Origin of the sequence: Bacillus jepli (assembly GCF_047238305.1) — a bacterium.
GTDB lineage: Bacteria > Bacillota > Bacilli > Bacillales > Bacillaceae_L > Ferdinandcohnia.
This window is the reverse complement of the sequence record NZ_JBDFMO010000001.1, coordinates 182,490-195,729: the sequence shown is the minus strand read 5'-3', so window position 1 is coordinate 195,729 and position 13,240 is coordinate 182,490. Positions and strand designations below refer to the sequence as shown.

The following is a 13,240-nucleotide window of genomic DNA, read 5'->3' as shown; positions in this document are numbered from 1 at the left end:
TTACATGAGTGCCAATGTGATTTTGACTTTGAATAGATCGCCGTCTGTTTCGATTTCGAGAGTTCCGTGGTGAAGGTCGACGATGGATTGTGCGATGGCAAGTCCGAGTCCAGAGCCGTCCGTGTGTCGTGAGGTGTCACCGCGTTTGAAACGTTCGAAAAGCTCGTCGCTATTTTCACTTAGTTCGTATTTTGACACATTTTTAAACGTAATAATGGCTTGTTCTTCACTTGTGTCTGTCGAAATATAGACACGTGAATGTTCTAGTGAATATTTAAAGATGTTTCCTAGTAGGTTATCGAAAACACGCCACATTTTTTGTCCGTCAACAAGTGCGTAGAGTGGCTTCTCGATGTTTGTCACACGGAATTGTAGGTTGGATGCGTTTATCGTATCATCATGTTCAGCAAGCGCTTGTTGTAAAAGCTGAACGAGGTCAACTTTTTCCAAGTTTAATTCAATATTTCCACTAGCCATCTTTGAGACCTCAAACAAATCATCAATGAGCACCTTTAATCGTTTTGATTTACGGTCAATAATTTCAAGATAGGCGGCACGGTCATCATCCGATAGATTTTGAGTTTTCATTAACTCCGTATACGTAATAATCGATGTTAGTGGGGTACGGAGGTCATGACTTACATTTGTAATGAGTTCTGTTTTTAACCGTTCGCTCTTTGCTTGTTCATTTTGAGACGTTTTGACGCCATGCTTTAACAGATTAATATTACCTGCTAGCGTTTCAAACACGGATTTCCCATTGACAGGTAGGTCCTCGCCTAATTTTCCGGCGGCTAGTTCATTTGTCTTCTCGACAATTTTATTAAAATACCCCAGTTTTTTTACTAGGGTTATGAGAAGTGGAATTCCTACAACCCCAAGAAACAGCACATAAAAAAGGATAAAAACAGGGTTTAGTAAAATGAAAACAACTCCAAAACCTAAACTAAAGACAATGACGAGTATGACAAAAAACTGTGTCCCAGTACTTTGATTTATAAATGCTTCCTTAAGGCTTTGCTTTCCTTTTTTAAAAAGGACGATCATTTCTTTTTTTGCTTTGCTGACAAGGCCATTTTCCCATTCAGTCTTTACGTTTTGCCAATCCTTTAATTCTGTAAAAAGGTATTTTCCTTGAAGGTAAGTCAAACCTACAAAACAAGATCCTATGATGAGAACGACACCGGGTTCAACTGCACGATAAAGATTAAAAGTGTATAGAATAGAATAAAAGGCATCCACAGCAAAAAATAGACAGAAAATCGAGATTAAGCCTGTAAGAATAAAAAAGATTACACGTGAATCAATGGGGAGCTTATTGTAATAAGGTCTCCATTTTTCGATTTCAGCTCGAACAGCTTGCACCTTTTTACCAAGGACATAGCAAATAAGGAATGATAGAATGCTTGCTATTGCAGTCACTAGTAAAATTAATTGACTTTGTTTAAAGGTGTTATATTGAATCATCAATGGATTTGAGGCAGCAAGGGTTACCGGTACTGCAATTTTACCTTCAAGGATTCCAATATCATTAGGAATGATTGACTCGAGCAATTCAGAATCATGATAGGGACCCAGATGAATAAAATCTTCCCTTGTAATGGTGTAATCCTTAAGAAAATAAGTGCTTTCTTCGGTCATAGCCGTTTCGATTGAATCCTCATTTGTTCGTTTAATATTCGTATAAATTTGGCGTGTTGTAGGGTTTTTGAAATAATAGAGGAACTTCTTTTTTAAAGTGTCATATTGAGATTTGTACCCATCTTTTGCTTTGTAAAATTCCTCGATCTTTTTTTCTTTTTCCTTGATAATTTTATTTTCTACATAGTTGTCGCTTTTGAAATTCTTCGTAATGTCTTCAATCTTTTGATCCCGTTCTGCTATGTATGTGTTTGCTATATCTTGATAATTGGCGTCCAGGGCATCCTGAATTCGTTCTTTGTATTGTAAGTTGATGTTTTCAATCTGCTCAGGAAGGTCGCCATAACGATAGCGATGCTCGTTGATTTCATCTTCTGTCACGACTATCGCTTCTTTGGCTTCCTCTACTGTCATATCATAAAGCTCATACATGCTCACATAACCAACGAACTGTCCAAGTTCTTCTTGAAAGTAGGGAGTGTGAAAATAATCTTGATAGATATAATCGCTGCCATTGGCGATAACGGACAAGAGCCCACCTAGCCCAAACGTATATAATAGGGCGATCAAACCAATCGTCATTTTACCTTTCCATTTTGTAGCCAATGCCCCATACCACCTTTAAATATCTAGGATTTTTTGCGTCAATTTCAATTTTTTCTCGGATTTTCCGGATGTGGACTGCAACCGTGTTTTCCGCGTTATAGCTTGGTTCCTTCCATACCCGTTCATAGATTTCAGTGATTGAGAACACTCGCCCAGCATTGGTCATAAGCAATTCAACGATTTTATATTCGATCGGAGTGAGCTTTACAGGTTCGCCGTGAACAGCCACTTCTTTTGCATTTTTGTCGAGTGTCAACCCATTAAGGTCAATCACTTTGTTGACACCTTCATAAGTACCAAACGTAACATATCGCCTCAACTGTGATTTTACTCGTGCAACTAGCTCCATTGGGTTGAACGGCTTTGTCACATAATCATCAGCGCCAACCTGTAGACCCAGAATTTTATCGGTATCTTCACTTTTTGCACTTAAAATGATAATAGGAATATTATTCGTTTCGCGGATTTTAAAAGTTGCGGAAATCCCATCAAGTTTAGGCATCATCACATCTAAAATAATTAGATGAACCTGGTTTTCATGTAAAATCTCCAATGCTTCGATTCCATCCTTCGCTTTTAACACTGTGATTCCTTCATTTTTTAAGTAAATCTCAATCGCATCTCGAATCTCTTTTTCATCATCAACAACTAGCACAAAATAATGATCCATTGTTCACCCAACCTTCTCAGCCGCTTTCATTGTTTCTATCATAACCGGTAAATCTTAACATTCCATATCAAAATATCTTAAGAATTTCTTAATATTATTTAAATCAATAAAAACTCTTTGTTTATTCATAATTTTAAACTAGAAAACTAGGGGAGTGTAGAAAAGTATGTTATGAGAGGAAATAAAAAAGGCCCAAATTGAAGTGGGCTCTTTGATAGAAGGCTATATTTCTACAGCGCTATTATTATAGATCTCGCAGAATAGCTCCAGGTACTTTTTCCAACCATTCTTTGTTAATAAGGAATTTCGTAATCTTTTCCGACAAGGCGCCAGCTTTGGCGATTTGTCCAATATAGGCTGCTTTTTGCTTTAGAGTGGGGATTATTTGTAATCAAAAAAGACCGGGTAAAACCCGGTTTTTTCAGTTATCTATATTGCTCAGAAACCTTTTTATCCGCTAAAAATCCTGAGATAGCAAAGGATGAGGCACCTAGGGCGCAAGAGTGTTTGCCTAGTTCGGAGAAGCGGATTTCTGTTTTGTCCTTATGATAGGGTAACAACCGTTCAGAGAGGACATGTTCAATTGGATTTGTAATCCAATTTTTAAATTGTGAAATGCGATTACCGATAATTATCACTTCTGGATTAAATGTATTAATAATATTTGTGAGTCCAATTCCAATATTTTCACCAAGCGTATTTAATAATTGGAGAATAAAAGGATTGCCTTTAATAGCTTCATTAACCAACCCGTTAAAATCCAGTTCAGAATTTCCTTTGGATGAGTTTTTTGCATCATTAAGGATTACTTGTTCAGATGCATATAATTCCCAGCAACCTCGGTTTCCACAAGAGCATTTTCGCCCATTTGCTTCTATCGTTATATGCCCCATTTCACCTGAGATACCACTTACACCTGTATAAAGTTTATTGTCGATGATGATGCCTGTTCCTATACCGATACCAATACTTACATAAATCATATTGGATATATGCTTTCCAGCACCGTACAATTGCTCACCATGTGCCCCCGAATTTGCTTCGTTTTCAATAATCGTCGGAATGTTAAATTCCTTTTCGATAATTTCCTTAAGGTTGACGTTGTTCCAATTCAGGTTTGGTGCAAAAAGTATTTGTTTATCTTTGTCAACGATCCCAGGTACACCAACCCCGATGCCAACAACTCCATATACACTGTCGGGGGCTTTCATAAGAAGTGTTTGAATAACGGATTTAAGACTTTCTACTACTTCAATAAATTCACGCTTCTCAATGGGGATGTGAACTTCCTCCATCTTATTCCCACTTAAATCTGTCAAAACACCTAAAATATAATTGACTCCTAAATCAACACCAATCGAATAACCGGCATGACTATTAAAATAAAGCATAACTGGTTTTCGACCACCACTTGATTGACTTGCACCAATTTCATAAATCAATTGTTCATCGATTAGTTCAGCGACCATTGTAGAAACGGTTGCTTTGTTAAGACCAGTATTTTTCGATATTTGGGCACGAGAAATCGGTCCTTTGCCGACAATTGTTGTAAAAACGATTGACTTGTTTATTTGTTTAACCAGTGATTGATCCCCGGTCAGTGGCCGTTGCATATTTACCCCTCCTACATCACCAGATTTTAAGGTTTTCTAAAAAATAGGTACACTTTGTTTAACCATTGTATAAAACTTTCATAAAATCTACAAATTTACTTGGATTGTTAAGAAGGATAAACCATCCATTGAATTAAGTCCCAAATTTAGAATATCACCATTTGGAGACGTTTTCAATTGTTTATTTTAAATAGTTGACAACGCTTTATTGCCGAATTATACTAAGTTTAAAGGTTAAACAAAGTTCAACCGAACATTCAACTAGAAACAAACTATAGGGAGTTGATGAAGGAAATCAAACCTAATCATATTTTAATCTATTCATTTAATGAAGTGGACAAGCAATCCATATAAAGAACTACTGAAAGTAAAAAAACATAAAATAGGAGCTGATTTAATATGAAAAAAGTAAGCGTTTTAGTAATTGCGATGCTCTTGATGCTTTTAGCTGCTTGTGGAGGCGGGAATTCTATAACCGACGAATCAGCACAAGGTGGAGAAAAAACAGACGCTTCGGGTAAAGAAACAGTAAATATCTGGTATTACTATTCGGGGAAACAACAGGAACTTTTTGATGATTTAATTAAACAGTACAATGAATCACAAGATCAATATGTTTTAGAAGGTGAATATGTTCCGTTTGCAGATACGAAGAAACAACTATCAATTGGTGCTGCGGGTGGTACTTTGCCTGACTTGGTCATCATGGACGTTGTAGATAATGCAGCCTTTGCAGCGCAAGGTGTTTTAGCTGACATTACCGATAAAGTAAACGAGTGGGGAAAAGCAGATACTTTATATGAAGGTCCACTTAAATCGGCAATGTATGAAGATAAATATTACGGTTTACCTGTTGGAAGTAACGCGCTAGGACTATTTTATAACGAAGATCTATTGAAAGAAGCTAATATTGAAGCACCTCCAACTACATGGGATGAGCTAGTTGAGGTTGCGCAAAAGTTAACAAAAGACGGAGTGAAAGGTTTTGCAGTATCAGCTGTTAAAACGGAAGAAGCAGCATTCCAGTTCTATCCATTCTTACGTTCAGCTGGAGAAGATTATGATAGTTTAGATTCAGAAGGAGCAATTGAAGCATTAGAGCTTTACAAAACCTTAATTGACAATGGTTCAATGGGTTCTAACGTAGTAAATGCAACACAAGACGATCTAGCAAGACAATTTTCGAATGGACAACTTGCAATGATGGTAAACGGTCCATGGAACATTGAAAGAATTAAAGGTGAAAATCCTGACTTAAACTTTGGTACTACTCAAATTCCAAAGGCTCCAAACGGTGAGTTTGCTTCCGTACTTGGAGGAGAAAATATCGCCATTATTAAGGATAAAAATATAGATGGTGCATTTGACTTTATTACATGGTTATTAGAACCTGAGCGCCTAGAGACGTTCTCTGCTGAGACAGGCGTATTTCCAGTCATCCAAGAAGTTCTTGAAACCTCTGATTTCTGGAAAAATGATAAGCACTTAAATGGATTTGTTCCAATAATGGATGGTGCTGAACCACGTGGTCCACATCCAGAATGGCCAGCCATTTCTGAAGCAATACAAATTGCTGTACAAGAAACATTAACAGATACTAAATCTGCTGAAGACGCTCTAAAAAATGCAGCAGAAACAGTTGAAGGGATTATCAACAAGTAAAAATAAGATCCCTCTGGTTTCAGGGGGATCTTTCTTATTCAACCAACTAAGGAGGGAAACTCCATGATTAAAAGCAAACGTAACGGAGGCTATCTATTCGTTCTCCCAGCAGTCATCTTTATGATGATCTTCATTGGATATCCACTGATCTACAATATTATCTTGAGTTTTCAAAATGTAGATTTAGCAGCATTAACTTCAGGTAACAAGTCCTTCGTAGGCTTTGATAATTATAAACAATTATTCAGGATGGAAGTATTCGGAGTTTCTGTGAAAAATACAATCATCTATACAATAGGCAGTGTTGTTTTCCAGGTTGCACTTGGATTCTTTCTTGCTTTATTCTTCAGTATGAAATTTCGTTTAGCTCCATTCTTACGAGGCGTGATGATGGTCGCGTGGCTCATTCCGCTTACAATTACAGCTTTATTATTCAAGTTTATGATGGGTGAAAGCGGCGGAATTATCAATGAAATTCTCATTACATGGGGCATTACAGATAACCCTGTTCAATGGTTATCAGATCCCAAAATTGCATTATGGAGTGTCATTATCGCAAACATTTGGGTAGGTATTCCATTTAATATGCTATTACTTTCAACGGGATTAAGTAGTTTACCAGATGATGTGTATGAAGCTGCAAGCCTTGATGGAGCAAACTGGTTCCAAAGACTTATTCATATTACACTTCCACTTTTAAAACCAGTTATTCTAGTTGTGCTAATGCTAGGTTTCATCTACACATTCAAAGTATTTGATTTAGTATACGTTATGACTGGCGGAGGTCCAATCAATTCTACGGAAGTTCTATCAACGGTTGCATATAGATTCTCATTTGATGAATTTAAATTTAGCTTAGGTGCGGCGGCAGCGAATATATTGTTCCTAATTCTATTTGTAGTCAGCTTAATATACCTAAAATTCATTAAAGACGATGAGGTGGCATGATGAGTAAAAGAAGAGAAATGACATATAACATAGTAGGAATACTTATCGTTCTTGCCTTTTTATTTCCTGTATTTTGGATGATTGTAACAGCGTTTAAATCGCAGGCTGAAATCTTCCAATCACCACCAACATTTTGGCCACATGATTTCCAGTTTGATAGTTTTGTAGAAATCTTTAAGGACAATGTTGGGCAATACTTCCTAAATAGTATTGCAATCTCAGGTTTATCGACGATTATTGTTCTTTTGCTAGCTGTACCATCTGCGTATGGCTTGGCAAGATTTGAAATTAAGGGAAAAGGACCGATCATCTTATTCTTTTTAACAACTCAAATGTTGCCAGCAACAGTTGTTTTAACACCATTATTTATTATGTTTAATAATTTTAGTTTGCTAAACACGTATTGGGGACCTGTATTTTCTTGTGCAACACTTGGAATTCCGTTCTCAATCTTGATTTTAAGAACATTCTTTATGGGGCTTCCTAAAGAACTTGAAGAAGCAGCAAAAATTGATGGGTGTAGCCGAATTGGTTCCTTCTTGAAAATTATCGTACCGGTTGCACTTCCAAGCATCATCGTTTGTGGTGCGGTATCTTTCTTCTTTGCTTGGGGCGACTTGATTTTCAGTATGACATTTAACCGTGACCAAGGTTTATGGCCATTAACAGCAGGTATTTACAACTCAATCGGACGTTACGGTATCGAGTGGAATAACTTGATGGCGTTTGCGACTGTTTCAATTTTACCGGTTATTGCGATCTTTGTAATTTTACAAAAACAAATTGTAAAAGGCTTAGTAAGCGGCTCAGTAAAATAATAGAAGGGAAGTTTTTCAAAAATGAAATTTACAAATGGTTATTGGTTAACAAAAGAGGGATATGAGGTTCATTATCCTCGCAGTGTGCGTGATATTCAAGAGGTAGAGGACGGATTAATTTTATATGCACCATGCAAAGATATCAGACATCGTGGTGATACTTTAAATATTGCACTTCTTACAATTAAATTATCATCTCCAATGGAGAATGTAATTCGTGTTCAAACATGGCACCATCGTGGTGTAAAACCAAAAACACCTAATTTTGAAATCAAACGTGATAAAGCACCATTTACTATTGAAGAAAACGAGAACGAGATCTATTTTATAAGCGGTTCTTTAAAAGTAAAAATAACAAAAGATGATTTTGGCATGGTGTATTACAATGGTAACCAAAAGTTAACTCATACTGAGGTAAAAGGACTTGCTTGGATTACTGGACCAAATAAAAATACATTTATGAGAGGTCAGTTGAACCTTAACGTCGGCGAGTATGTATATGGTCTCGGAGAACGTTTTACTCCATTTGTGAAAAATGGACAAACCGTTGATATTTGGAACCGTGATGGTGGAACAAGCTCAGAGCAAGCATATAAAAATATTCCGTTTTACGTGACAAACAAAGGCTATGGTGTATTTGTAAATCATCCTGAAGGGGTAAGCTTTGAGGTCGCATCCGAAGCTGTTTCAAAAACACAATTTAGTGTTGAAGGTGAGATGCTAGATTACTATCTTATTAACGGACCAACCCCTAAAGAAATTATTCGAAATTATACGGAGTTAACTGGAAAGCCTGCACTTCCACCTGCATGGTCATTCGGTCTTTGGTTATCTACATCATTTACTACCAATTACAATGAAGAGACGGTGACTCACTTTGTCGATGAAATGGCAAACAGAGGAATTCCATTAAGTGTCTTCCATTTTGACTGCTTCTGGATGGAAGAGTTCGAATGGTCTAATTTCGAATGGGATAAAAAGGTTTTCCCAGACCCAGAAGGTATGTTAAGAAGATTGAAGGAAAAGGGTCTCAAGATATGTGTGTGGATAAATCCATATATCGCACAAAAATCTCCACTATTTGATGAAGCAATGGAAAAAGGCTATCTCATTCAGCGTACCAATGGCGATGTTTGGCAATGGGACTTCTGGCAATCTGGAATGGGAATTGTTGATTTCACAAATCCAGATGCATGTGAATGGTATGCATCAAAATTAAAAAGATTGATAGATATGGGTGTAGATACATTCAAAACGGATTTCGGCGAAAGAATCCCGACAAAAGATGTTGTGTTTGCTGATGGATCTGATCCAAAACGTATGCGTAATTATTATACTTTCAAATATAACGAAGTCGTATTTAATCTATTGAAGCAGGAAAAAGGGGAAAAAGAAGCGATCGTCTTTGCACGTTCTGCAACAGCGGGTGGTCAGCAATTTCCAGTACACTGGGGTGGTGACTGTGAAGGAACATATGAATCCATGGCTGAGAGCTTACGTGGCGGTTTGTCCTTGATGATGTCAGGATTTGGTTATTGGAGTCATGATATTGGTGGCTTTGAAACACTCGCAACTCCGGATCTATTCAAACGCTGGGTAGCTTTCGGACTACTGTCAAGTCACAGCCGATTCCACGGCAGTAACACATACCGTGTACCTTGGAGATATGATGAAGAATCTGTAGATGTAACAAGACATTTTACTAAGCTTAAAAATAAAATAATGCCATACTTGTTTAATGCTGCAAACGAGAACCATGAGACTGGCATTCCGGTTATGCGTCCAATGGTAATGGAGTTCCCAAATGATTTAACTTCTCATGTACTTGATACTCAATACATGCTAGGAGAGTCAATCCTAGTAGCACCAATTTTTAACGAAGAGGGAACAAGTTCCTACTACCTTCCAAAGGGAAAATGGACACATTTATTAACTGGTAAAGTTGTAGAGGGCGGCGAGTGGAGAAATGAAACATATAATTACATGAGCCTGCCATTGTTTGTAAGAGAAAATACAATTCTTCCCCTTGGTGAAAATGACATACGCCCTGATTATGACTATGTAAATAACGTGACATTCGCTTTATATGAGTTGCAAGAAGAAAAAGAAGTAAAGACAACAGTACGGGACATCGATGGTAATATCGGAGCTTCTGTATCTGTAGTGAAAAATAACAGTACCATTACATTTACAACAGATATCAAAGAAGCTAAACCATACTCTATTCTACTTAAGGGATATAACTCTATTACATCTGTTTCTGCAGGTGAGTGGGAAAAAGTAGAGGATGGCATTCGCATTCGACTAAGTGAACCAGTTAAAACAGTAGTAATTGAATTATAAAAAACACTAAAAACAATCACCTATTTTTAATGAAACTAATACTAGGAGGAACACCCCATGGCTTATTTCGAATCAGTAAACAAAATACAATACGAGGGACCAAAATCAACAAATCCTTTTGCATTTAAATATTACAATCCAGAAGAGAAAATTAATGGTCAAACAATGGAGGAGCTTCTTCGTTTCTCAGTAGCCTATTGGCACACATTTACTGCTAATGGTTCAGATCCATTTGGAGTTGGCACTGCAATCCGTCCATGGGATCACTTAACAGGACTAGACTTAGCAAAGGCGCGCGTTGAGGCATCATTTGAGCTTTTTGAAAAATTAGATGTTCCATTCTTTGCATTCCATGATGTTGATATCTCACCAGAAGGAAGCACATTGAAGGAAACAAATGAAAATCTTGATGTCATTGTAGCGATGATTAAAGATTACATGAAAACTAGCAAGGTTAAATTACTTTGGAATACAGCAAACATGTTCACAAATCCACGGTATACACATGGTGCTGCAACTTCTCCAAATGCAGATGTATTTGCTTATTCTGCAGCAAAAGTGAAAAAAGGCTTAGAAGTTGCAAAAGAACTTGGCGCTGAAAACTATGTATTCTGGGGTGGACGTGAAGGCTACGAAACATTATTAAATACTGATATGAAGCTTGAGATGGACAACTTAGCTCGTTTCTTCCACATGGCAGTTGACTATGCGAAGGAAATTGGATTAAATGTACCGTTCTTAATCGAGCCTAAGCCAAAAGAGCCAACAAAACATCAATATGATTTTGATGTAGCAACTGGTCTAGCATTCTTGCAAAAATATGACCTAACCGATTACTTCAAGTTTAATATTGAAGCAAACCACGCAACACTTGCTGGTCATACTTTTGAACATGAGTTAAGAACAGCACGTATCAACGGTATGCTTGGTTCAGTTGACGCAAACCAAGGAGATACATTGCTTGGTTGGGATACAGATGAATTCCCAACAGACCTTTACTCAAATACATTAGCTATGTATGAAATCTTGCAAAATGGTGGACTTGGTAAGGGTGGTCTAAACTTCGATTCGAAGGTAAGAAGAGGCTCATTCGATACGGACGACTTATTCCATGCACATATCGCAGGTATGGATGCATTTGCAATCGGATTAAAAGTGGCGAATAAATTAATTGAGGATAAAGTTCTTGATAGCTTTGTTGAAGAGCGCTATAGCAGTTATACTAAGGGTATCGGCTTAGATATCGTTGAAGGAAAAACTAACTTCCGTGAACTTGAAGCATATGCACTTGGGTTAACAGAAATCAAAAATACATCAGGTAGAACGGAACGTCTAAAAGCATTAATAAATCAATATCTATTAGAAACTCTTTAATTCATAAAATGTGCTGGAACTATCATATTCCAGCATATTTTTATAGTAAAGGATGATACGGATGAAATATGTAATCGGTGTAGATCTTGGAACAAGTGCGGTAAAGATTTTACTTGTGAATCAAAATGGAGAAGTGGCAAGCGAAGTATCGAAATCATATCCCCTCATTATTGAAAAATCCGGTTATAGTGAACAAAATCCAGAAGAGTGGGTTGAAAAAACAATAGCTGGCCTTAAGGAACTCGTTGATCAATTTAATGGAGATATCAAGGACATTGAAGGGATTAGTTTTTCTGGACAGATGCACGGACTTGTTCTACTAGATAAGGAAAATCAAGTATTGCGAAATGCTATTCTTTGGAATGATACAAGAACTACAAAGCAATGTAAGGAAATCTATGAAACTTTCGGTAAAGATAGATTATTAGAGGTAACAAAGAACCCAGCTTTAGAAGGGTTTACGCTTCCGAAAATTCTATGGGTAAAAGAAAATGAGCCTGAAACTTTTGACCGTTCCAGCGTCTTCATGCTCCCTAAGGACTATTTACGCTACCGGATTACGGGTGCTGTAAATATGGAATATTCTGATGCAGCTGGAACTTTGATGTTGAACGTCGCAAAACGTGAGTGGAGTCAGGAAGTGTTAGAGATTTTTGGTCTATCAACTGAATTCTGTCCTCCATTAGTGGAATCACATGCATTTGTAGGCACGATTACAACTGAATTTGCCGAAGCAACTGGTCTATCTAGTGAAACCAAGGTCTTTGCTGGCGGCGCAGATAATGCTTGTGGTGCGATTGGCTCAGGCATTTTATCAGAAGGAAAGACCCTTTGCAGCATTGGAACATCTGGTGTTGTGCTATCTTATGAAGAACGTAATGACCTCGATTTTGAAGGAAAGGTTCACTATTTTAACCACGGCGAGGAAAATACGTATTATACGATGGGCGTAACACTTGCAGCGGGTTATAGCTTAAGCTGGTTCAAGGATACTTTTGCAAAAGAAGAAGCATTTGATCAATTTTTAGATGGTATCGATGAAGTTCCTGCTGGCAGCAACGGATTATTATTTACTCCTTACATCGTTGGCGAGCGGACTCCACATGCAGATTCAAATATTCGTGGCAGTTTCATAGGTATTGATGCAGCCCATGAAAGAAAGCATTTTGCACGCGCAGTCCTTGAAGGTATCACATTTTCGTTAAATGAGTCGATTGAGATATTTAGAAACAGTGGCAAAACGATTGATACCATCATTTCAATCGGTGGCGGTGCGAAAAATGAAACTTGGTTACAAATGCAGGCTGATATTTTTAATGCGAAAATAGAAAAACTAACTTCTGAACAAGGTCCTGGAATGGGGGCTGCCATGCTTGCTGCATATGGATGTGGCTGGTTTGAATCATTAAAAGAGTGTGCTGACGCATTTCTTCAAACCTCAAAAACATATGAACCGATTCCAGAAAACGTGGAAGCATATCAAAAGTTATTTGCTATGTATCAACAGGTCTACACACAAACCAATGGCCTCAATGAGCAATTGAGAGAGTTTCGAAAATAAAATG

9 protein-coding genes are annotated in these 13,240 nt (G+C 37.4%); 6 read left to right on the top strand and 3 right to left on the bottom strand.

What is annotated here, in order from left to right; all coding sequences use genetic code 11:
• From ABC371_RS00965 to ABC371_RS00955, 3 genes are all read right to left on the bottom strand, one after another.
• Positions 1 to 2,247 carry a sensor histidine kinase gene (locus ABC371_RS00965; protein ID WP_412895153.1) on the bottom strand — a complete coding sequence of 749 codons (2,247 nt, stop codon included), beginning with the start codon at positions 2,245 to 2,247 and terminating at the stop codon, positions 1 to 3.
• Complete coding sequence (locus ABC371_RS00960) at positions 2,225 to 2,917, bottom strand: response regulator transcription factor (protein ID WP_412895152.1); 693 nt, start codon at positions 2,915 to 2,917, stop codon at positions 2,225 to 2,227. Before ABC371_RS00960 ends, ABC371_RS00965 begins: the two co-directional genes overlap by 23 nt.
• A gap of 425 nt (positions 2,918 to 3,342) precedes the next feature.
• On the bottom strand, positions 3,343 to 4,530 hold the full coding sequence (locus ABC371_RS00955; RefSeq protein WP_412895151.1) for an ROK family transcriptional regulator: 1,188 nt from the start codon (positions 4,528 to 4,530) through the stop codon (positions 3,343 to 3,345).
• 399 nt (positions 4,531 to 4,929) lie between these two features.
• Here ABC371_RS00955 and ABC371_RS00950 point away from each other — a divergent pair, with 399 nt between their 5' ends.
• The 6 genes from ABC371_RS00950 (at position 4,930) to xylB (ending at position 13,236) form a co-directional block, all read left to right on the top strand.
• Positions 4,930 to 6,192 (top strand): ABC transporter substrate-binding protein, encoded by a 1,263-nt coding sequence (locus ABC371_RS00950; RefSeq protein ID WP_412895150.1) that lies wholly within the window; start codon positions 4,930 to 4,932, stop codon positions 6,190 to 6,192.
• A 63-nt stretch (positions 6,193 to 6,255) separates the two neighbouring features.
• Positions 6,256 to 7,140 (top strand): carbohydrate ABC transporter permease, encoded by an 885-nt coding sequence (locus ABC371_RS00945; protein WP_412895149.1) that lies wholly within the window; start codon positions 6,256 to 6,258, stop codon positions 7,138 to 7,140.
• Positions 7,140 to 7,958, top strand: a complete 819-nt coding sequence (locus tag ABC371_RS00940) for a carbohydrate ABC transporter permease (protein WP_412895148.1) — start codon at positions 7,140 to 7,142, stop codon at positions 7,956 to 7,958. Before ABC371_RS00945 ends, ABC371_RS00940 begins: the two co-directional genes overlap by 1 nt.
• Before the next feature lie 21 nt (positions 7,959 to 7,979).
• Positions 7,980 to 10,301, top strand: coding sequence for an alpha-xylosidase (yicI, locus tag ABC371_RS00935; RefSeq protein WP_412895147.1), 2,322 nt, complete (start codon positions 7,980 to 7,982; stop codon positions 10,299 to 10,301).
• 57 nt (positions 10,302 to 10,358) lie between these two features.
• Positions 10,359 to 11,675 carry a xylose isomerase gene (gene xylA / locus ABC371_RS00930; protein WP_412895146.1) on the top strand — a complete coding sequence of 439 codons (1,317 nt, stop codon included), beginning with the start codon at positions 10,359 to 10,361 and terminating at the stop codon, positions 11,673 to 11,675.
• A 61-nt stretch (positions 11,676 to 11,736) separates the two neighbouring features.
• Positions 11,737 to 13,236, top strand: a complete 1,500-nt coding sequence (xylB, locus tag ABC371_RS00925; RefSeq protein WP_412895145.1) for a xylulokinase — start codon at positions 11,737 to 11,739, stop codon at positions 13,234 to 13,236.
• Positions 13,237 to 13,240 lie beyond the last annotated feature (4 nt).